21 protein-coding genes and 7 pseudogenes are annotated in these 21,847 nt (G+C 39.3%); all 28 read left to right on the forward strand.

What is annotated here, in order from left to right:
- The first annotated feature begins 184 nt into the window (after positions 1-184).
- The 28 genes and pseudogenes from QNH10_RS10520 to QNH10_RS10655 all read left to right on the forward strand — a co-directional run bounded on the left by QNH10_RS10520 (position 185) and on the right by QNH10_RS10655 (position 21,768).
- Positions 185-409 (forward strand): hypothetical protein, encoded by a 225-nt coding sequence (locus QNH10_RS10520; protein ID WP_283731529.1) that lies wholly within the window; start codon positions 185-187, stop codon positions 407-409.
- Positions 373-1,115, forward strand: a pseudogene (gene cyoE / locus QNH10_RS10525) (heme o synthase). The gene QNH10_RS10520 and the pseudogene cyoE overlap by 37 nt, the downstream one beginning before the upstream one ends.
- Positions 1,116-1,357: 242 nt before the next feature.
- Positions 1,358-2,117, forward strand: a pseudogene (locus tag QNH10_RS10530) (basic amino acid ABC transporter substrate-binding protein).
- A gap of 47 nt (positions 2,118-2,164) precedes the next feature.
- Positions 2,165-2,916: pseudogene (locus tag QNH10_RS10535) on the forward strand (amino acid ABC transporter permease).
- On the forward strand, positions 2,903-3,625 hold the full coding sequence (locus QNH10_RS10540) for an amino acid ABC transporter ATP-binding protein (RefSeq protein WP_283731530.1): 723 nt from the start codon (positions 2,903-2,905) through the stop codon (positions 3,623-3,625). Before QNH10_RS10535 ends, QNH10_RS10540 begins: the two are co-directional and overlap by 14 nt.
- A 110-nt stretch (positions 3,626-3,735) precedes the next feature.
- On the forward strand, positions 3,736-4,386 hold the full coding sequence (locus QNH10_RS10545) for an SIMPL domain-containing protein (protein WP_283731531.1): 651 nt from the start codon (positions 3,736-3,738) through the stop codon (positions 4,384-4,386).
- A gap of 347 nt (positions 4,387-4,733) precedes the next feature.
- Positions 4,734-5,192 carry a GNAT family N-acetyltransferase gene (locus QNH10_RS10550; protein ID WP_283731532.1) on the forward strand — a complete coding sequence of 153 codons (459 nt, stop codon included), beginning with the start codon at positions 4,734-4,736 and terminating at the stop codon, positions 5,190-5,192.
- Positions 5,193-5,201: 9 nt separating this feature from the next.
- Positions 5,202-5,981 carry an alpha/beta fold hydrolase gene (locus tag QNH10_RS10555; protein WP_283731533.1) on the forward strand — a complete coding sequence of 260 codons (780 nt, stop codon included), beginning with the start codon at positions 5,202-5,204 and terminating at the stop codon, positions 5,979-5,981.
- A complete protein-coding gene (locus QNH10_RS10560; protein WP_381427117.1) occupies positions 5,947-6,498 on the forward strand; it encodes an NUDIX hydrolase in 552 nt (183 codons plus the stop codon). Before QNH10_RS10555 ends, QNH10_RS10560 begins: the two co-directional genes overlap by 35 nt.
- Positions 6,499-6,566: 68 nt before the next feature.
- Positions 6,567-7,103 carry a Rossmann-fold NAD(P)-binding domain-containing protein gene (locus tag QNH10_RS10565; RefSeq protein WP_283731535.1) on the forward strand — a complete coding sequence of 179 codons (537 nt, stop codon included), beginning with the start codon at positions 6,567-6,569 and terminating at the stop codon, positions 7,101-7,103.
- A 12-nt stretch (positions 7,104-7,115) separates the two neighbouring features.
- Positions 7,116-7,670 carry a ribonuclease FAU-1 family protein gene (locus tag QNH10_RS10570; protein WP_283731536.1) on the forward strand — a complete coding sequence of 185 codons (555 nt, stop codon included), beginning with the start codon at positions 7,116-7,118 and terminating at the stop codon, positions 7,668-7,670.
- Positions 7,671-7,675: 5 nt separating this feature from the next.
- Positions 7,676-7,981: a DUF2087 domain-containing protein gene (locus QNH10_RS10575; RefSeq protein ID WP_283731537.1), complete on the forward strand. Its 306-nt coding sequence runs from the start codon at positions 7,676-7,678 to the stop codon at positions 7,979-7,981.
- Positions 7,959-8,837 carry a hypothetical protein gene (locus tag QNH10_RS10580; protein ID WP_283731538.1) on the forward strand — a complete coding sequence of 293 codons (879 nt, stop codon included), beginning with the start codon at positions 7,959-7,961 and terminating at the stop codon, positions 8,835-8,837. The genes QNH10_RS10575 and QNH10_RS10580 overlap by 23 nt, the downstream gene beginning before the upstream one ends.
- 11 nt (positions 8,838-8,848) lie before the next feature.
- The gene (locus QNH10_RS10585) at positions 8,849-9,742 is read left to right on the forward strand and encodes a GNAT family N-acetyltransferase (protein WP_283731539.1); all 894 of its coding nucleotides are present in this window, start codon (positions 8,849-8,851) and stop codon (positions 9,740-9,742) included.
- Positions 9,736-10,299 carry a nucleotidyltransferase family protein gene (locus QNH10_RS10590; protein WP_283731540.1) on the forward strand — a complete coding sequence of 188 codons (564 nt, stop codon included), beginning with the start codon at positions 9,736-9,738 and terminating at the stop codon, positions 10,297-10,299. Before QNH10_RS10585 ends, QNH10_RS10590 begins: the two co-directional genes overlap by 7 nt.
- Positions 10,300-10,327: 28 nt before the next feature.
- Positions 10,328-11,458 (forward strand): DNA polymerase III subunit beta, encoded by a 1,131-nt coding sequence (dnaN, locus tag QNH10_RS10595; RefSeq protein ID WP_283731541.1) that lies wholly within the window; start codon positions 10,328-10,330, stop codon positions 11,456-11,458.
- Between the two features lie 16 nt (positions 11,459-11,474).
- Positions 11,475-11,951 carry an NUDIX hydrolase gene (locus QNH10_RS10600; protein ID WP_283731542.1) on the forward strand — a complete coding sequence of 159 codons (477 nt, stop codon included), beginning with the start codon at positions 11,475-11,477 and terminating at the stop codon, positions 11,949-11,951.
- A 24-nt stretch (positions 11,952-11,975) separates the two neighbouring features.
- Positions 11,976-12,425, forward strand: a complete 450-nt coding sequence (locus tag QNH10_RS10605; RefSeq protein WP_283731543.1) for an SRPBCC family protein — start codon at positions 11,976-11,978, stop codon at positions 12,423-12,425.
- Positions 12,426-12,444: 19 nt separating this feature from the next.
- Positions 12,445-13,284: a nucleotidyltransferase domain-containing protein gene (locus tag QNH10_RS10610; protein WP_283731544.1), complete on the forward strand. Its 840-nt coding sequence runs from the start codon at positions 12,445-12,447 to the stop codon at positions 13,282-13,284.
- A gap of 11 nt (positions 13,285-13,295) precedes the next feature.
- Positions 13,296-13,736, forward strand: a pseudogene (locus QNH10_RS10615) (ASCH domain-containing protein); the annotation flags it as partial.
- Positions 13,725-14,147: pseudogene (locus QNH10_RS10620) on the forward strand (VOC family protein). The pseudogenes QNH10_RS10615 and QNH10_RS10620, both read left to right, overlap by 12 nt.
- A 9-nt stretch (positions 14,148-14,156) precedes the next feature.
- A pseudogene (locus QNH10_RS10625) lies at positions 14,157-14,591 on the forward strand (NUDIX hydrolase); the annotation flags it as partial.
- Between the two features lie 596 nt (positions 14,592-15,187).
- A complete protein-coding gene (locus QNH10_RS10630) occupies positions 15,188-15,643 on the forward strand; it encodes an HIT family protein (protein WP_283731545.1) in 456 nt (151 codons plus the stop codon).
- Complete coding sequence (locus QNH10_RS10635; protein WP_283731546.1) at positions 15,636-16,424, forward strand: PP2C family serine/threonine-protein phosphatase; 789 nt, start codon at positions 15,636-15,638, stop codon at positions 16,422-16,424. Before QNH10_RS10630 ends, QNH10_RS10635 begins: the two co-directional genes overlap by 8 nt.
- A 44-nt stretch (positions 16,425-16,468) precedes the next feature.
- Positions 16,469-17,521, forward strand: coding sequence for a S41 family peptidase (locus tag QNH10_RS10640; protein ID WP_283731547.1), 1,053 nt, complete (start codon positions 16,469-16,471; stop codon positions 17,519-17,521).
- Between the two features lie 216 nt (positions 17,522-17,737).
- The gene (locus tag QNH10_RS10645; protein WP_283731548.1) at positions 17,738-18,067 is read left to right on the forward strand and encodes an ArsR/SmtB family transcription factor; all 330 of its coding nucleotides are present in this window, start codon (positions 17,738-17,740) and stop codon (positions 18,065-18,067) included.
- A complete protein-coding gene (locus tag QNH10_RS10650; RefSeq protein WP_283731549.1) occupies positions 18,064-18,465 on the forward strand; it encodes an SRPBCC family protein in 402 nt (133 codons plus the stop codon). Before QNH10_RS10645 ends, QNH10_RS10650 begins: the two co-directional genes overlap by 4 nt.
- A gap of 138 nt (positions 18,466-18,603) precedes the next feature.
- Positions 18,604-21,768: pseudogene (locus tag QNH10_RS10655) on the forward strand (ATP-binding cassette domain-containing protein).
- Positions 21,769-21,847 lie beyond the last annotated feature (79 nt).

The following is a 21,847-nucleotide window of genomic DNA, read 5'->3' on the forward strand; positions in this document are numbered from 1 at the left end:
ACCTTTAACATAACCGGCAAATCACAGTGATATACAAAGGCCCACATTTGAATAATTTGTGACGAACTGTTGATAAAGTAAGGGGATTCCCTGAAAAAAAGTCCGAAAACGTTTATATTATTAGGAATGAAATGTTATGATTAGGACGGTATAATCTCGAAATACCTCTAAGGAGGATAAATAGATGACGAAAGAAATTGAAATTCCATACAATGAAAATACTACAATGGATAAAGATAAGGCGGGCTCAATTATTAGGGATGTAAAGTCGCTATTCAAAGGTCCCGTGTTAATTGCTAATGCACTACCCGTATTCGTCGGTTTTTGGCTTGCCCTTCATTTTACCGGGGAACTTTACTTGCGAACAGCAGGTTGTTTTGGCTCTCCATTATTGGTAGCACAATTTTAATGGGTGGGGCTCTTGTCTTAAATAACTGGTATGATGTAGATATTGATACTGTGATGAAAAGAACACAAAAACGTCCGACCGTTACTGGAATATATCGTTAAAGACCGTCCTTGGAATCGGGATTTCCATGTCTGCGATTGGTATGATCATGCTTATGTTTACCACTATGGAAGCAGCAATTTACGCCTTTATTGGCTGGTTCACGTATGTAATCATGTATACAATGTGGACGAAGCGTAAATACACATTAAATACCGTCATTGGAAGTATTTCCGGAGCTGTAACTCCGCTAATCGGCTGGGCAGCTCTTGCACCCGCGTATCATATTGTTCCAGTGATACTCTTCATCATATTGTTCATTTGGCAGATGCCGCATACGTTCGCAATTGCAATGAGAAAGTACGATGAATATAAAGCTGCGAATGTTGCCATGTTGCCTGTTGTTTGCGGTTTCAAAATGACAAAGCGACAAATGTTCGTATATATCGCATGTTTGTTGCCACTTCCTTTCTATTTAAGTTCACTTGGAATGGTATTTATCGTTCTTGCAACAATATTGAATATTGGGTTCTTAGCGATATCAATCCGCGGGTTTTTCACGAAAGATGATAATAAATGGGCATATGTCATGTTCCTTTATTCGGTAAATTATATAGCGATATTATTCTTATTGATGGTAGCTGTTACGATGCCTGCTTTTACATGAATGGAAAATAGTATATATTACTAAACTGCTCTTTAAGTCGAATTTTGACGAAGGAGCAGTTTTTATATACAGTGATAACGGACTATTCTATATTGGTAGTTTATTTAAAATATTTTGTTGTGAATAGACCCTTTTTCATATATAATCAATTAAAGTATCAATCTATTCAGTAAATTAAAAGGGATATAGGGGGAGTAAGATTGGGGAGTAAATCATTTAAGCGTTTACTATTAGGGGTTGCAATGGCTTGTCTATCTATTCTTTTAATTGGTTGTGGTGCAGGTTCAACGAACTCAAGTGGTGGTTCTGATGCAACGAATTCTGGTGGGAAAAAGAAGTTGATCGTTGGTACGGACGCGACATATGCACCAATGGAGTTTATGGATGAAAAGGGAATATTATCGGAATTGATATTGAAATTGTGAATGCGATTGCCGAAGCGGCTGGGTTTGAAGTCGAATATAAGAACTATGGTTGGAGCCATTATTCCCAGCGGTAGATAACGGAGAGGTCGATTTTGCAGTATCTTCTATTACAATTACAGATGAACGGAAACAGTCATTTGACTTTTCTGATCCATATTTCATTGCGAATCAATTAATCTTAGTCCCGGAAGATTCAGATGTTGAATCATTCAGTGATTTAGCTGATAAAAGAGTTTCAGTGCAAATTAATACAACAGGGCATCTCGTTGTTGCTGATCTGTTAGGAAAAACAAGTTCAAAAATCGTGGCAACCGAAACGATGCCACTTGCAATCACTGAGATGATCAATGGAAATGCAGATGCTTCAGTAGGCGACAATGCGGTCATCATTGATTACAAGGCAAATAATCCGAATGTGAAATTAAAGACGATTGAAGATGATAGTTTTGAAAAGGAATATTACGGGTTAATGGTCAAAAAAGGAAACCAGGAGATACTTGATCTATTAAATGAAGGAATCGAAAAGATCAAGGCAAACGGAAAACTAAAAGAGATCACTGGCTTTGATGTGGAGTAATTGTTGACTTATAAGCAACAGCCATTCCCATCCTGGAGGTGATTAACATGGAGTTTTTAGGTATAAGATTTGAAATGATGGAAAATATTTGGAGTTATCGTGAGCTTTTCATTCGTGGAATTTGGGTAACTCTTGGATTGACAGCTGCAGGTTATGTAGGAGGGTTTATCTTAGGTTTAATCGTCGGTTGGGCAAGTTGTCGAAAAGAAAATGGATTTACTATCCGGCGAAATACTATGTTGATTTTTTTCGAGGAACTCCATTATTGGTGCAAATCCTGTTAATCCACACAGCTTTGATTCCAAGTCTCTTCGGGCATTCTTTAGGTTATTTTGTTACAGGAGTATTAGCACTTTCGCTTAACAGTGCTGCTTATAATGCCGAAATTATTCGAGCTGGGATTCAATCCATCGATAGGGGACAGATGGAAGCTGCCCGTTCGCTTGGAATGCCCCATAACACTGCTATGAAATTGGTAATTCTGCCACAAGCATTCAGAAGAATGATTCCGCCGCTTGGCAATGAATTGATAGCATTACTAAAGGATTCTTCACTCCTTATGGTCATCGCGGCAAGTGACATTCTTTATGCAGGCAAGATTGTGGCAGGGGTCTATCAAAGATTTTGGGAGCCCTATTTAACAGTTGCTGTCCTTTATCTACTATTGACATTCGCATGCGGGAAACTCATTAATTATATTGAAAAACGGTTTAGTAATAGTTACGTACCGTCCTCAAGAAGGTCGATTTTTAAAATGAGACGTTCTTCGATGGAGGGGGGTTACGATGATCAAAGTTAGGAACTTGCATAAATCGTTTGGGCAATTGGATGTGTTGAAAGGGATTGATTATGACATTAAGGAGAAGGAGGTCATTTGTGTCATCGGTCCAAGTGGATCGGGAAAAAGTACTTTTTTGAGATGTATCAACCTTCTTGAAGAAATTACAGATGGTGAAGTCTTCATAGACGGTGTGAAAATCAATGATCCCAAAACGGATATAAACGAAATACGCCGTGAGGTCGGTATGGTCTTTCAACAATTCAACCTGTTTCCACATATGCGTGTCATTGACAATATAACAATTTCTCCAAAGAAAATCAGGAAAATGAGTCAAGGGAAAGCCGAAGAATTGGCACTCCAATTACTTGAGAAGGTCGGTTTGGCCGATAAAGCGTATGCATACCCAGAACAATTATCTGGGGGGCAAATGCAGCGGGTGGCTATCGCCAGGGCGCTTGCGATGAAACCGAAAGTGATGTTATTCGATGAACCGACATCGGCATTGGATCCCGAAATGGTGAAGGAAGTATTGGATGTTATGAAACAACTGGCTTTAGAAGGGATGACGATGGTTGTCGTCACACATGAAATGGGTTTTGCAAGAGAAATGGGAGATCGAGTTTTATTTTTGGATCAAGGATTATTGGTAGAAGAAGGAACCCCTGAGGAAATTTTCTCAAATCCTAAAAATGAAAGAACGAAAGCGTTCTTTAGTAAAATTTTATAGTATGTATTTGCGGATGCCCTCGACTGAGAATGTCGAGGGCATCTTTAATTTTCTTCAAACGCCGGGCATACATTGAAGTGAAACAAAAAATCAGGGAGAGGGGGTTCCCTTTGTATTATCCATATATCCGTCAACAAGTGAAGCATTCTTACCGTTTGATAACGGTAGTGGGAAATGGTGAAGTGGCGGCCGAGCCAGACGTTGCAACGATACAATTGGAGATCAATACACAAAGTAAAGAACTGCAAGATGCACAGCAAGAAAATGCGACACTAATGAATCAAGTGATTCAATCCTTATATCAGTTAGGGATTCCAAGAGAAAATATCCAAACAGTGTCTTACTCCATTTTTCCAAGATATGATTTTGTCGATGGCGAACAGGTTTTTAGGGGATATGAAGTAACGAATGCAATTGCCGTAACGCTTTCAGACATTCAGCAGGTAGGAACTGTTATTGATACTGCGGTGGCAAATGGGGCGAATCGAGTGTCGAATGTACAGTTTTCTGTTCGAAATGTCGAACAGCATAAGCAGGAGGCAATCGTTAAAGCTTTGCAGGATGCACAAGTTAAGGCACGCACAATTGCGAACACATTACATCTGCAAATCAATCCAGAGCCAATAAAAGTAACTGAGTTAGCGGGTGGTAGAGAGCCTCCCGTCGCTTTCAAATCAGTTAACATGGCTGCAGGAGGTACTCCGATTGAAGGAGGGCAAATTACTATTCGTTCAACAATGAGAGTGCAGTATGAATACTAAAACTGAGAGATAGATTGAATGAAAAACTTGAATCCACAAACGCCGTTCTTTGTGAAGGCGTTTGCGGATTCGCCTGTTGCATGTGTGCCTGCAATTGCATGAAATGCCCCCGCAAATAGGCAAAGTATCCCCGCATCTCCCGGGTTTCCCCGCAAACTTTGAAAGTGTGCCCGCATTTCCTTAAAATCTTCCCGCAAATCCTCAAAGTGTCCCCATATTTTATTACTTTTGCTTTAAAGAGCGGTCGCTCACTTTTTAAATAGACATAATCTAAAAATAAGCAGGTTTTATTGTTGCACTTGTGGAAGTTAATTAAATAGTATATTCAAAAATGAGGGGGAGAGCAGATGGAGTATTTCGTTGAAAGGGTTAATGATCTAAATGTGTTGGATATTGGGCAATTGGTTCAGGAAAGCGAGAAGGAAGGTTATCGTTTTGTCACTAGATTGGTCTCTGAATTTCAAGATGGAACAAATACATTTTCCAAGCCCGACGAAGCCCTTTTTTGTGTAGTTAATAATGAGGGAAAGGTTGTTGCAATCGGTGGCATTAACCAATCACCATTTGCGCAAGATGCGGAAGTTGCTCGCCTTAGAAGATTCTACGTATTGGATGAAGTTCGTCGCCAAGGTGTGGGGACTTTGCTGCAACAGACAATTGTGGATCATGCGAAAAACCATTTCAAAGAAATCACCGTACGAACTGATTCCGCGAAAGCAGATGCATTTTATCGTGCATGCGGCTTTGAGTTCGATGACTCTGCCTCTGAAACGACCCATATTTTACGGTTTGATAGCAAGGAGTGAGTTTTAGTTATGCATGTTAGAGAGTTTGGAAATAAAGAAGCACCGCTCCTCGTTTTTCTACATGGGGGCGGTGTAGGAGGGTGGATGTGGGGTCAGCAGGCGGACTATTTTAAAAACTACCACGTGTTGATCCCTACACTACAAGGACATGGAAGCAGAAGTGATGAAACGGCTTTTTCCATACGTGGAAATGCACTTGAAATAATCGAGTTGATATTACAGAAGAAAGTTGAGAAGGACGTACATATTATAGGTTTCTCTATTGGCTCGCAAATCTGTTTGGAAATCTTGACCCTCGCGCCAACTCTTATTAAAACCGCCATGATAAACAGTGCTGTTGTCATTCCTATGGGATACATGATCCCCTTCATTGCACCGACAATTAAAATGACGTTCCCACTCATTAAAAACAAGACGTTCGCCAAGGCACAGGCGAAACAATTGTATATGGATGGGCATTTTTTCACGAAGTATTATGAAGAAAGCTTGAAGATGAATCCTTCAACGCTTATAGCCGTTTTGAAAGAGAATATGGCTTTCAAACTTCCTAAAGATTTCCCGAAAAGCTCTGCACGTATTTTAGTTACTGCCGGTGAAAAAGAGAAGGGATTAGTGAAGAAGAGTGTTCAGAAAATCATCAATGGCAATAAGTGTTGTGAGTCATTCATTGTGCCGGATATCGGACATGGATTTCCAGTAGCCAATCCGCAGTTGTTTAACCGGGTGTTGAAAGATTGGATTGAAAACGGAGGTAGTGAAGTTGGAAAAATGGAAAGTATTGAACAGTGAATACACGTATAAGTCGCCGTTCGGGAATTTACGTAAAGATACTTGTGAAATGTCTGACGGGACAGTGATTGAAGATTACTATGTGAACGAGTATGCAGATTGGGTAAATGCAGTTGTGTTGACGAAAGATAAGAAGATTGTTCTCGTAAAGCAATATCGCCATCCCGGGAACGGTTTTTATCTTGAAGTACCCGCTGGGAAAATAGAAGAAGGCGAATCGTATGAGGAGGCAATCCGCCGTGAGGTTTGTGAAGAGACTGGGTATATTTCGGAGCAAAAGCTGATCCTGTTAGGTGAGTTCATGGTTAACCCTGCAACACAAACGAATAAGGTAATCAGCTATTTAATGACTGATGCCGTACATATGCATGAACAAAACTTGGATGAAACCGAAGTGTTAGATGTTAAGCATTATCCTTTTGAGAGTATAGAAGCAATGATTCGAAATAAAGAAATCACCCAGCTTTTCACGGTGACTGCTTACCATTTGGCAAAAAACTATCTATCGAAATCCTAAGAATGCGGATCAAAGATTTTTTTTGGGTAGGTAATATGTGAAGTTCTTAACTCAGGAGGTGAGTTTAGGTGAGAAATAACCACGCGCTCATCATCGGTGGAACGGGTATGCTTGCAGGTGTATCGTTGTTCTTGGCAAAGGAAGGGTTTTTGGTTTCGGTCATTGGTCGGACAGCTGCAAAGTTTGAACGTTTGAAAGCAGAGAGTCCATCGGGCACTATTTTCCCAATCCAAGTTGACTATGATTCAAATACGCTTTTTTCAAAAGTGGAAAAAGCGATTGCGGAAAGGGGTCCATTTAAGTTGATCGTCAGCTGGACACCGAATTATCGTGCGCTTGAACAGATTTGTGAAATAAATGAGCAAGCAACATCATTTCGACTTATTCATATGAAAGGAAGCCGAAGGTATTTTGAAGATGAAGAAATTCGAGTCCCTGTCAATTGTGAATATGAAAAAGTGTTCCTTGGCTTTGTGAAAGAGGAAGGAACTTCAAGATGGCTGACACATGATGAAATCGCAGGCGGGGTTGTTGAGCATATTGTTAATAAGAAAGACGAAAGGATAATCGGTCAACTTCATCCATATAGCGAAAGACCGAGTTAGGGGTGGGGGTAAATGTTGAAGAGAAAGTATGGCAGCAGATATGACTGGAAACGGATTTTGAAAAAGAGTTATGTTGAAAAGTATTATGATACTCCGCGATTCAGGGGACATGTGACCCTTTTCCGTATGGATGAAGTGAAAGAGCCTTTATTCAAAAAGTATGGTGAGAAAAATACTTGTATAGCTGACAAGGGATACAGCTGGCTTCAGCATTTTCCTGAAGGTGAATATTATTCAGTGACAACCGTATTTAATGATGAAAATCAAGTTGTCCAATGGTACATCGATATTTGTAAGCAAAATGGATATTGTGATACGAATGGTCCGTGGATGGATGATTGGTTTTTGGATCTGATTGTTCTGCCTACTGGAGATGTGAATGAGAAAGATGCGGATGAATTGGAAGATGCGTTCAATCAGCAAATCATATCGAAACATGAATATGTCCAGGCATGGTTGGAATATAGGAAGTTGAAAAGATTGATTGATGATAAACGATTTTACCTTCTTGAATTAGCCAATGTGCATTTCGTAGAGTTATCAAAGCACATAAATATAAAGGAATGATAGAAATGGAAGAAAGGTTCCAAGTTACTGAAACAGAACGAGAGAAAGTGGTTAAAAACTATTTCAGAAAAGGATTAGACGGGCCGCTTGATACGTTTCCGAGCAAAGAGAAAAGGAAGTATATCATTGCCCAAGAAATAATAAAACGTTTTGAAGTTGGAAAAGTGTATTTGGAAAAAGAGATAAACGTAATTCTGAAAGAAATATATCTCGATTTTGCAACCATTCGACGTTTTTTTATCGACTATGGTTTTATGAAACGCAGTGATGATGGGAAGGAGTATTGGATTGGAAATAAGGATGCTGGATAAAAACAATTTAGGTGAATTGAACGAATTAACTATTTTCATAGACAAGGTATTTTTAGAGAATAGTGATTTGAAGTCGCGAATGAACACTAACATTTCCGCCAAATTGCATAAAGACATTTTTGTATTAGAAATTGACAAGGAAATACATATTGTGGCTTCCACCCATAAATCTACTTGGCATCCAAATTGTATATATGTCCAACTTGCTTATAATCTGTATGGGGTCGATGCGAGAGCTCTACAATCTATGATTACTATGTTGAAAAATAAATATGATCAACCATTATTTTTCCTGTTAGACAATAGATTTTATGGATTAATAGAAGTTCTCACACGCGATCAGTTCTGGATGATTAGAAAAACGGAGATTATACATATCGAGCCGACTCTGCCAAAAAGTGAAATGGGGCATGATGAACGAATTTTATCTATTAGGGAGATTCGTTCGAATGAAGCAGCAATGGATAGTTTTATTCAACTTTGTAAAAAGACGTATACAGAAACTCATACGGACAACCCTGTTGCAAATTTGTCGAGTGATAGTTGGAGACAGGCTGCAATGGATGGATTAATGGAAGACTATAGCTATGTCATGGTAGACGGTTTGGATATTATTGCCTTCAGTCTTATGTATGAGTACGATGAGAATAGTTGGGAGTTGGGGTGGGTTGGAGTAGCTGATCTAACAAGACTAACTGACTTAGATAAATTGATTCAAAGACAAATTGAGGATGCAGTGAAGCATAGCATTTCATTCATCGAAAAAGAAGTGGATTCCACATGTCCATATTCATTACATATTTGTAAAGAGTTGTCGTATGTCGTTGCGGAAACATTATATGCTTATGTGAAATGAGGGAGTAAAGGATGAATATAGAAATAGAATCACCAAGAAATAGTAAAGATTTGGCTATATACCTTGCGAATATGAATACACAGACGAGCCAACATGTCGGCTATTGCGGGGAATCAAAAGAGGAAATATACGATACGCTTACAAGCGATTTCTCAGACTTGGATTTAGAAAATTCTTTTATGGTCGCTTATGAGAAAGAGGAAATTGTAGGTGCAATCGGACTGGATATCGATTTGGAAGACAGGAGTGCGGAAGTATGGGGGCCCTTTTTGAGTGAGGCATATATACATACTGCTCTTGTCAATGAACTGTGGGAGAAAGTGACTGCGCTATCCGCCTCGCAAGTGGATCGATATAATTTTTTCCTGAACCGTGAAAACGCATATGCAAAAGAATTCTCCATTTCACATGGAGGGGAATCGACGGGGCAACATACAGTTTTAGTAGCCAAGAAGAATGAATGGGGACGAGTCGTTGATGAAGGAGTAATAGAATACGATTCTGCTTATGAAGAAGGCTTTGAAGAATTGCATGGCCAGGCATTTCCTTCTACATATTACAGCGCACAAACGATATTTGAACGTTTAAGTGAACAAAATCAATTATTTATTGCGACTTGTGGTGACCAATTGACCGGTTATGTCTATATTGAAGCTGATCCTCTACATGGGGAAGGCTCTATTGAATACATCGCAGTTTCTGATCAGTTTCGTAAACGAGGGATTGGCAAAAAGTTGCTCTCATTTGCAGTGAACCAATTGTTTGCTTATGAGGAAATTGAAGAAATTTCTTTATGTGTTGATAACGAAAATGAAAATGCAATAAGACTGTATCAAGCTGCTGGATTTGGAGTAAAGCATGAATTGATTCATTTGAAAATCGACAAAAAGGTAGTCGTATGTTGATTTATAACGAGGAGGATGTAATCCGTTTGGTTTCTGAAGACGAGTGGATGATGGATATTTTACGGAGTGCAAAGTCTTTGAATTTACCGGATTGGTGGGTTTGTGCGGGTTTCGTGCGATCGAAAATCTGGGATGTGCTGCATGAATTTAATGAAAGAACACCTTTGCCGGATATTGATGTGATTTATTTCGATGAAGTAAATGTGGATGAAAAGATAGAGAAAAGTTATGAACAAATACTAAATCGTCTTCAACCTAATATTCCGTGGTCTGTGAAAAATCAAGCAAGAATGCATAGCGTGAACAATATCTACCCCTATTCGTCCTCAGTTGATGCAATAGCCAAATTTCCTGAAACTGCTACTGCGTTGGGCGTGAAATTGGATGAACGAGGCAAGGTACTATTGACTGCTCCGCATGGAATAAGTGATGTTATCAACTGTCACATAAGGCCAACTCCTTTCTTTAATGAAACAAAAGAGGGCATGGTGATTTATGAAGATCGTGTTCACAAGAAAAAATGGAAATCGATATGGAGCAAAGTGGAAGTATTATGAAGGGAAAATCAGAAAAGGGAGCATTTGTATGAAATTCACTATAAAGAATTCATTATTTACGGCAATCGTTTCTGAACTACATAAAATTAGTTCGAATAAAAGTCTCCTTCCGATCCTATCCGGTATAAAAATCGAAGCACGCAAAGACGGTGTTGTGTTAGTCGGCGGGAATGCAGAGTTATTCATCAAAAAGAAATTCCCCCTGCATATAAATGGGGAAACAGTCGTTGAGGTGCATGAAGAGGGAAGCGTTGTTGTATTGTCCAAGCATTTTGTGACCCTCTTGAAAAAACTGCCGGACGACATTGAAATCTCATCTGACGATATGCAGTCAGTACTCATTAAATCAGGTGATATTGTAACAAGATTGAATGGCTTACGTGCAGCCGATTATCCAACTCTGCCAGAAATCAAAGTTCTCCATTCAATTGAGGTTAATCTAACCTCGTTAAAGGAAGTGATCAAACAAACGATATTTGCTGTCTCGAAAAGTGAAGAAAAGCCGGCGCTAACTGGTGTGAAGATGGAGTTTGATAACAATAAACTTATTTGTACCGCAACAGACTCTCATCGCTTATCGCATAGAGAGATACAAATCTCATACACTGAGGACTCCCATTCAGTCATTGTTCCGAGTAAAAGTTTGATCGAACTTCTACAACTGAAGGAATCAAGCCTTGCTACAGTACATATTACAATTGCGAAGAATATGATTTTGTTTTCCACAGAAAATACGATTTTGTATTCCGTATTAATCGAAGGGAACTACCCTAATACACAGTCATTGATTCCTACGGATTTCGCGACAAGAATTACGATGAATACGAAGACATTGATTGCAGGGATTGACCGAGCATGCGTTTTCTCCGAAGAATGGAAACATAATAATGTACATTTGACGATTATCGACAACACCATTTTGAAAATAACAACAAACTCAGCGGGAATAGGAGCAATCGAAGAACAACAGAGAATTAGTATGGTGGAAGGAAACACCGACGTTAACATGACATTTGACGGGCGATTTTTGCTTGATGCTTTAAAAGGGATACAGGAAGAACAGGTGACAATCAGTTTTTATGGAGTTATGAAACCGGCGGTCATTACGCCGGAAATTGAGACATCTTACGTGCAGCTGATTTCACCGGTGCGATCATAAAACAGGGGGATTGGAAATGGGCTATATTGAAGATTTGCGTAAACTTGTTGGACACCAACCACTAATTTTTGTTGGATCTGTAGTAATTGTAATTGATGAAAAGGGAAGGATCTTGCTACAACAAAGGAAATTTCCAGAGGGGGTCTGGGGAATTCCTGGCGGATTGATGGAATTAGGGGAGTCAACGGAAGACGTGGCAAGGCGTGAATTATTTGAAGAGACCCGTCTACAAGTCAATGAATTAAAATTAATCAATGTTTACTCGGGTCCTGAACATTTTATCCGAGCTGCAAATGGCGATGAATTTTATGTGGTGACAACCGCTTATTACGCAGAAAACGCAATTGGCGATATAGTTGTCGATCAGGCTGAATCCATTACATTTAACTATTTTTATCCACATGAACTTCCGGAAAATATCGTGAAAAGTCATAGGGCCATATTGGATGAATTCCTTTCAAAGCATTACAAGTTTTTAAGTACGGTTAATTAGTTGTCAAGATTGGAGGATCTGGGAATGAAGAAGTGGACGAAGGAAATTGAGATTGAAGCGCCAATCGAACATGTTTGGAAGTATTTAAATGGATCGTTAGAGGACATGCAAAAGATCATGCCTCAAGTCGTATCGAACGAAACTGTCACCATTACCGAGGGAATGGTAGGAAGTATATATTTGCAGAAGTATAGAGAAGGCAAGCGTGTCATGGAGTATGAAGTTGAAACACTCGACTATTTCGATTCTCCAGATGAAAAAAAGATGAAAGTCGGTTTTACACTCGGTGGGATGTTTGAAATTACTGCAGGATATAAACTTTACCGAATAAATGATGAGAAAACACGCTTCACTTATACAACTACAAACAAACCACTTAAGTGGTTCATCAAGTTATTCGTACTATTTGCAAATGATAAACCGGTTGTTGAATTTGTTGAGCGAGTGAAGAGGGTTGCGGAAGTAGGAATTTAAAGGAGATGACATTCTATGTGTGGGATTTGAATCTAAACATAAGGAAAGAGACTTACAATTACCGGAACAACGTAAAAAGATATTGAATAACGCATTACGAGATTTGACTGACGATCCATATGTGGAAGCGATTTTTGAAGGTGGGTCGTTAGCGCGAGGCGATTACGATAATTATTCGGACATCGATTTGCACGTAATTGTGGCGCCTAGTATGAAATTGAAATTTATCGAAGAAAAACGGTCACGGGCCGAGAAATGGGGAAATGTATTATTTTTTGAGGAATCTTCGCCTTCCTCACCCGTAATCGTAACTCATTATGATTGTTTTGTGAAAGTAGATTCTTGGTATCAAACTGCGGATGATATCGAACCTTCCATATGGCTGCAAGGGCTGAAGGTATATGTCGATAAAAGTGGAGTCATTACGAAGCGAATTGGGGAGTCAGAAAGAATCGTGTATGCGCCAACGAAACAAGAAGTTGAACGTTGGCGTGGTAAAGTCTTGGCATTTATTCATGAAACATACCGAGCTGCTATGAGAGAAGAATATTATTATGCTTTATCAAATTTAGACCGAATTCGCTGGTTGATTGCTTATGGATGGTATATGGAGAAAGGTCGCCATTTAAATAGCTCCTATGGGGTATGGTCGAAAATTGAAGGACAACGAAGCCGTTTAGATGAAAAACAGTTAGACGAGTTGGCAAGCTGGGATTGTGGAAGAAATAAGCATGACATCATGAGAACAGTGAAAAATATCGTTCCCGAATTTTATAGGTTAAATAAAATTTTGAGTGACGAACTTGGGATTGATGCCGATGAGGACAAGTGTCGGAAAATCATTGAAATGGTATTATAGGGGGAATTATCATGAATCAAGCTGCGAAGGATTATTGGGATCAATTTTGGGGAAAGAATGATCGCCCCGTAAATGTCAGCGCTTGGATGTTTGGCGAAGCGGTTGATGAATTAGCGCAAGCGGTGATTGAAGGAAGAAAGACTGCGACTTGTTCAGCACATGTATTATATGAATTGGAGAAGGAACCGATTCCAGTAGTTAACGAGTACAGCATCATCCTGAATAGCCTAAACGAGCCTGTCGCGATCATCAAAACAGTGGATGTATCAATAATTCCAATGAATGAAGTGACAGAGGAGTTTGCTTTGGCGGAAGGTGATGGATCGTACCGGAATTGGAAGGAAATCCATGAACGTTACTTCAAACGGGAATTAGGAAAAGTTGGTCTAAAATTCACTGAGGATATTTTGCTTGTTTGTGAACGATTTGAGTTGGTTGATGTGAAACAAAAGAGTACTAATAGATTACTAAGGGTAGGCATTACATATATTCCAGTATCCAATGTTGAACTGGCTGCTGAATGGTATGTAGAAAAGTTGGATGCGGAATTAAGTTATCGGGACGAAGACAAAGCGATTATAAATTTAACAGATCAAAGTTTCTTCCTTGTAAAAGCGAAAGAATCACAGACTGCCAACTTTTTGGATGTCTATGGGAATGAGCGTTTTTCTCTTACATTTGAAGTCGATGGGGAAGAGGCTCTAAAAAAGAATCCATGAACAATTTATTAAAATTGATGTGAGTGTCGGCGAGATTGAAAAAAGGGGACACGCAGGAGTCAATTTCGTATTTTGGACTTAGACGGAAATCAATTTGATGTGTGGAGCGAATTAAGTCCTTCATTTAACAAGGATAGAAATTAGGGGTATCTTATGGGGTATATAAAAGAATTGAGAAAATTGATTGGTTCACGGCCCATTATTATGGCAGGAGCAAATGTAATAGTTGTAAATGAAGAAGATCAACTACTCCTTCAGCTGAGAATCGACAATAATTGCTGGGGGCTGCCTGGTGGGTCTATGGAACTTGGCGAATCACTGGAAGATGTGGCGAAACGAGAGCTCTATGAGGAAACAAATCTAACTGCAAACGAACTTTCATTATTTAACGTCTATTCTGGGGAGGAACTTTATTATCGCTATCCACATGGTGATGAAGTATATAACGTTGTAACCACTTTCATTTGTAAAAGTTATAGCGGGGAATTAATAGCAGATAAGAATGAAGTATCGTCGTTGCGATTCTTTTCAACTGACGAATTGCCAAGCAACATAAGTCCTCCAGATTTGCCGATTCTCACTGACTATACTCAAAACCATAGGGGACGAAGGTTGAGAATTTTACGCTTGAATGAAGTCATAGGAAAGAACATTACTCAGTATGGCTCGAATTTTAATATGAGAAAACTATTAATGACAAATCAACCCTCTCACGTCGGAATTATGGGCTTGGGTGAAAATGGGCTGGTAGGTTATCACGAAGCGACCATCCCGCAAATGCTTGTAATCATTGAAGGTGAAGGCTGGGTCCGAACAGGCGATGAACCGAAAGTGAAAGTTACGTCGGGTGATGTTGTCATTTGGGGTAAAGGAGAAGGACATGAAACATCAACAGACGAAGGGATGAAAGCAATCGTCATCGAATCAGAAGGACTCGATCTCAATCAATTTAGTTGAAAATAAAGCTGTAGGAAGAATGGGCCGTTGAGGTGCCAGAATGGACCCTTGTATAAAAGAATGGACCTAAACAGGGAAAGAATGGGCCCTTGTATAAAAGAATGGACCTAAACAGGGAAAGAATGGGCCTTTGTAGAAAAGAACGGACCCGTAGGACAGAAGAATGAGCCCTTGTGAAAAGCCTATATAAAAACTCTGTGGAATCAAGAAGAGGGGGAAATGGAGTCATGGAAGAGTCTTGTTTCATTTGTGATAAACATAAGGGGGAAATTCAGACAGATGGTATCACCATCTACGAAGATGAATTTGTGTATGTTGGGCATATCGATAATAACGGTGAACCCGGTTATTTAGGTCATCTAATGATTGATCTGAAGAGGCATACACCGACACTTGGGGATATGTATGAAGAGGAAGCGAAGGCGTTTGGAAGTACCATGGCACGGGTGAGTAAGGCTCTTATGGTGACTGAAGGAGCGGAACATATCTATTCGCTTGTATCAGGAAATTCTGTACCTCATTTGCATATGCATATTGTGCCGCGGTATTTAGGAACTCCAAGGGAATATTGGGGACCGATGTCCGTTCATGACTGGGAAGGTGCCCCGGTAGGCGGAAATAAAGAAGTGAAGGAACTTTGTCTACGTATCAAATCATATTTGGAAACAAATAACCATGAATAGTTTTTCATGGGTTGGAAGCGACCGTCATTACATTGATCATCCCTTTGTGCAATCAATCGGTAACGTAACAGTTGGGCTTTATGGCGGCAATTCGTCAGCTGGTCAATATAAGAATGAGGACGGATGTGTCATTTGGGTCGGTGATGATTGGGAGTTTGCCGCAGTTCTTGATGCACATTATAGTGCTGAAAGTGCCGCGCTTGTGATCAATACACTGCAAAAATCCAAGCAGGAACTTTCTGTATTGATTGCCAAACCGGGATTTCACCATGTTCAAGAGAAGTTGCTTGATATCTTCCAAAGTGACGAATTTCTTGATCAATGCAAAAAGGTCAAAGGTGAGACGGCTTGTCTCATCTGTATCCGTAAGGAAAACTATCTTTGGTGGTTTTCTGTCGGTGATTGTGTAGTTTACGTTTTCCATCCGGAATTAATCGCTCTTGGTCAATTTCAGCTGAATCAAAGGCAATTCTATGAGTGGATCGGTCAAGTGAATACGTTTGATAAAGCTGTGCCGTGCTTCTCGTCCGGTGTTCGGGAATTAAGAAAAGGGACAAATCATATCTTCATGACAACGGATGGCTTGCTTGAATGTCCAGGGGAACCCTTCACGAACCCAATCGATTTAGGAGATATATTGATGGAGGGGGAACCCGTCGTAACTCTTTTTAGTATTTTTGATAAAATTATAAATAATAATGTAAGAGATAGTACTACCATGATTGCTTGGACGATAGACATATCTGAACAGGGCAGTATTCCAAGTGATTTCGTTGGGTGATAGACATTTGCTGTAGGAAAATGATGAGTACAAGGGGGATTATAATGAACGAGACACCAACTAAAATTCAATATGTCCTTACTGATGATTTACAGCAAGAGGTTATTACACGAATGCTTGTGTTAATAAAAGAATCCTATATATTTCCTGAAGTAGCAGAGAAAGTGGAGAATATAATTCTTAGTAAGTTAAACAATGGAGATTACATTGAAATTATTGACCCTACTCAATTTTGCCAAATAATAACGAAAGACTTGCAAAGTATAAGTAAGGATAAGCATCTTGGATTAAAGTTTCTTGAAATGCCTAAAGCCCAGACCGAATCAGATAAGGAAAAAGAAGCTGAAAAAAGAAATAGACTTTTAGCATTGCATAATTATGGATTTGATAAAGTTGAGAGATTACCTGGGAATATTGGCTATCATAAAACAGTAAAGTTCTTTGAAACGGAAATCGAAGGTGATGTGGCGGTTGCTTCACTCAATTTCCTAACAAATACAAGTGCCATAATATTTGACTTGCGAGAAAATACAGGTGGGGATGCTGGTATGGTTGCCCTAATTTGCAGCTATTTATTCAAAGGTCGAGTGCACTTGAATGATTTTCATTGGAGGAAAGGCAACCGAATCGAGCAAATTTGGACTAATTCCCATATTGAGGGCAAAACTCTTCATGATAAAGATGTGTTTGTCTTAACAAGTGAGAGGACATTTTCTGGAGCAGAAGACTTTGCTTACAATCTTAAAGCACTAAAGCGAGCTACAATAGTTGGTGAAAGAACGAGTGGCGGTGCACATCCTGGTGGCTTTCAAAGAATTAATGATCACTTCACTGTAAATATTCCGATTGGCAGAGCAGTAAATCCTATAACCAATGATAATTGGGAAGGAATAGGTGTAGCACCGCACATAGAAGTATCAGAAGAACATGCATTATATGTATCCCAATATTTGATCCTTAAAAAATTAATTAAAAAAAGTCCCGATGCCGAAATTATGGGGCAAAGATGGAAAAAAACTGCCGATGAACTTGAGCATATGCTTGTTAATCGGGGCATACAGGTCAATGCTATACTAAAGCAGATCGATATTGAGTGATTAAATTGAATGATAAAAGCCTGATTTCTTCACAATAAATGAGAAATTAGGTTTTTTTATTTGAAGTATTTTCTTTCAATCCCCATCTCCCCCTAAACACTTTGACTAAAAGTATTCAACAAGGACATACTTGACACGACACCCAACAGTGTCGTATTATTAATTCCATTAGGACACCTTTTGGTATCACTTTGCGAAAATTGGGGGAGAGTGATTTTGAACGGGACAAGACCTACTCGAGATGTTTATGAAGCGGTAGCTGATCCAACTCGGAGGAAACTGCTTCAATTGTTGGCAGACGTAGAAGAATCGCCTCTTAATGAGCTAACGTTTCATTTCGAAATGGGTCGTACTGCAGTTTCAAAACATTTGGCAATCTTAAAAGAGGCGGGACTTGTGACAAGCAGAAAAGTAGGCAGGGAAACCCGATTTAAGTTGAACGCCTCCCCGCTCAAAGAAATTCAAGATTGGGTGGCTTTCTACGACAAGTTCTGGAGTGCCCGACTGTCTCGCCTTAACCAACTATTAGAGGAGGAAGAAGAATGAGTTTATCTTTAACTATGGATTTTCAGTACAACAAAACAATCGACAAAGTGTGGCACGCATTAACGGATTCGGATATGCTTGAGAAGTGGATCTGGAAAAATGACTTTAAACCAGAAGTCGGACATAAGTTTACATTCCGCGCCGAGCCAAGTGAATGGTGGGATGGAATCGTCAAGGGTGAAGTTTTGGAAGTGGACGAGCCGAATATGATTTCTTACACATGGGCGAGTGGCGCTGAAGAGCATGTAGTCACTTGGACATTAACAGAGACGCCGGATGGCAACACAAATCTCCACCTTGATCAAACCGGAATCCACAGTGAAGACGGATTGAAGGGTGCTCAATATGGTTGGACGAATATGTCCGAGAAGCTTACAATTGTGTTAGAAGAAGAGTAAAATATCCACGAACACTCCATACTAAACCTATTATAGGGCGCTTTTCCAGGAGAGGGAAAGCGTCATTTTTATTGGAATAAGTAATGAAGTTCTATTAACATGGCGATACTATAGTCAGAGATTGGAGAGGATGTCAAAATGAAAATAAACCAATTAATCGCTAACAATATTAAACGCTTAAATGCAGATCTTCCTGAAGATAAATCGTTAGGCATTGCTGGATTATCCGGGTCTGGTAAAACTACTTTTTGCCAGACAATCGGCGAAGAGTCGAAGAAGCGACTCGTTTCCTTATTACCGAAGGCAGACTACCAATATTTATTCCCAAATATTATGGAAACCAATTTCAGTGCCATCAAAATGGAAGAGATGCCTTTAGTGCTTTTTCTCGGTAGATCATCCATTTCTTCGAATCCACGATCAACCATTGGAACACATACAGGCGTTTTCACAGAGATTCGAGCAAGTATTGCCGATAAATTTAATCTTTCTCCAGAAGTGTTTTCATTCAACAATGAATTAGGCTGGTGTCCGAAATGTAAAGGACGCGGGAGTAATAGTAACGTTGAATGTAAGGCGTGTGAAGGTAAACGCTATAATCAAGATGTAATGCAATATACGATTGAATTACTTGATAAACCGCATACGATTGCCGATATTAACAACTTGAGCGTTGGAAACGATTCTTTCACTTGCTGAAGAATTACATATTAGTGAAGCGAAACAACTGATCCTCAAAAATATTATCAATATGAATATCGGTTACTTAACAGTAAACCGCATAATGGGTACACTATCTGGTGGAGAATTGACACGCCTTTACTTGGCGGAATTCATGGCAGCTAGTGAAAATACCGTTATTATTATCGATGAAATCTCAGTCGGTCTTGATCGCCAAACATTACTGAAAATCTTAGAGCAGATTAAGCAATTGGGCTATAAAAATCAAATCTTGCTCATCGACCATTCGGACACGGTGCTCGATATAACGGATGAGCAAGTTTTCTTCGGACCTGGCAGTGGTAAATATGGCGGGAAAATTGTTGAAGAATCACCGCGTCCACAACCTGTTTTTCAGGAACTGAATGTAGAAAAGCCAACAGAAACCTATCTGTTTAAGGATCTTTATTGCCGTAATATCCAAATGGCTGAATTTGAGATTCCGAAAAACAGACTTGTAACCGTTACGGGCGAGTCCGGTTGCGGTAAATCTACACTTATCAATGAATGTGTCGCCAAAGATTTTGTGAAGCGATATCCGAAAGATAAATTGGTCACAGTTGGCCAGGACCGCAACCAATCGATTACGAGCCGTTCGACAGTTGCAACGTTCCTTGATATTAAACAGAAGCTTAATAAATACAGCGATGAGATTGATGATATTTTTGAACGGTCGATTGAAGATATTATCGATGATCTGCCGAATGAAGACATTGCTCATAAACGTTTGAGCTTATTGATCAAACTTGGACTCGGTTACCTAACGTTGGAAAGAAAGACACAGACTTTGTCGACGGGTGAATTTCAATGTGTCCATTTAGTTTCAGAACTGTTTTCTAACACAAGAAAACCGCATACACTTTTTATATTTGACGAGCCTTCAAAAGGTTTATCCCAAAATATTTTGAATCAATTCATTGATAGTCTCAGGCTAATTCTTGAAGATGAAACCGTTTCAATTATCATGATTGAACATAATGGGTATATGATGGAGAGTTCGGATTTCATCGCCGATTTTGGGAAGAGAATAAGTGACCCTGTTACACATTTAGATGTCGTTAGTCATAACGATTATTATAAGGATAAAAATAGGGAAGATGTTGAGGTGCCCGCGCATATTTCTTCTACACTGAAACAGCAAAATGGCATTTCTTATTTAAAAGAAAATCATATCGATTACTTTAAAAACGCAGAGAACATCTATAAAGGCGGTATCTTAAAAAGTTTGTCCTCGATGGCCCGTTTGATTTACGGTGAATACGAATCTGACACCATCGCACCCGTCATTGCCATTGACCTTGAAAGACATTTGTATAGCCAATATAGTTTTCTGTATGAAATCGGTGGGCTTATCAACCATATCGTGGCGGCGCATCCTACAAACAAAGATACGAAAAGCTTTGATTTCTATAATAAAGACAATCATTGCCCATCATGCTCCGGCCGTCTTGAGATTGAAGTTTTTGATAAAGAACTTGTCATTCAAAACAAAGACGTTCCTTTCTGGAATGGATTGCTTCATCCTGAAGTGATGGAAGTATTGAAGTATTATAAACACGATAAGCTGAAATTTCTATTTGAAGAAATTAAGAACGAATTAGGACATGACCTTTCAAAGAGTTATAACGAGATGACCGATGAAGAAAAGCATACGTTTTGGTATGGATACTTTGAGAAGTCATTTTATGATAAGGAAGGAAAGGCGCGCAGAACATGGGTAGGATTTAATACAATTTTAGGCATGTATATGGTCGTTTCAAATCAGATATTAAAGAGCAAATGAAAGTCTCTAAAGAAAAGATTAGATGTCCTATTTGTGAAGGTACAGTGTTGAACCACCAAAAACCGCTAAAGTACGAAAACACGGATATTCGTGAAATGATCAATTTGAAAGTTAGTGAAGTATTAGCAATCGTTGGTGATTTACCTGTCCTTGTCAAACTAAAATCGATTGTCGGCGGTGAGATGATTTTGACGAAGGATATTTCATTGCAACCTCGGGAAGTACAAGTCGCACTGAAAATGTTTGAATTGGAACAGGCAAGCTTCACTGGATATGAAATCGTCTTACAGAATGCTTTGCCTTTTTGGGATAACATTAAAGGTAATATCGAGTCGATCAGTAGGAATAATCAAGTTACGATCTGCGATTTCCCCAATGTGAATGAAACAAGAGAAATAATTATCGATAAGTATTTCACAAACGGAAAATACAAAAAGCTGACCTATGTTTATGAAGCATTTGGTTATAAAAAATTAGTCACACATATTAACAAAATTAGAAAAGCCCATCCTTGTCCGTTCTGTAAAGGTAAAAAAGTGATATCAGAGGAAAATTTACATGATGGCGTGTTCAAATTAACAATCCCTTGTGTAAGCTGCCATGCTACAGGCATCAATGAGGAAGGTCTGAAGGAACTCGTCGAGGGGATAGACGTACTAACTTGGCTCACTGGCAAAGTTAGGGACGTTGTGGATGAAAGTTCAAAAGCCGTATCAGACATTCCAATTTTCGACCGTATTCGTGAGTTGAATAAACGGGATATGATGGCTGTATATGAAAGTCTGGAACAAAATAATTAATTTGATCACAAAAACGCATAAATTGGTTGAAATGCGCATAAATCTTGTTAGGTGCGCATAAATCGACCAAGATACGCAT

The organism is Sporosarcina thermotolerans, from assembly GCF_030067815.1.
GTDB lineage: Bacteria > Bacillota > Bacilli > Bacillales_A > Planococcaceae > Sporosarcina > Sporosarcina thermotolerans.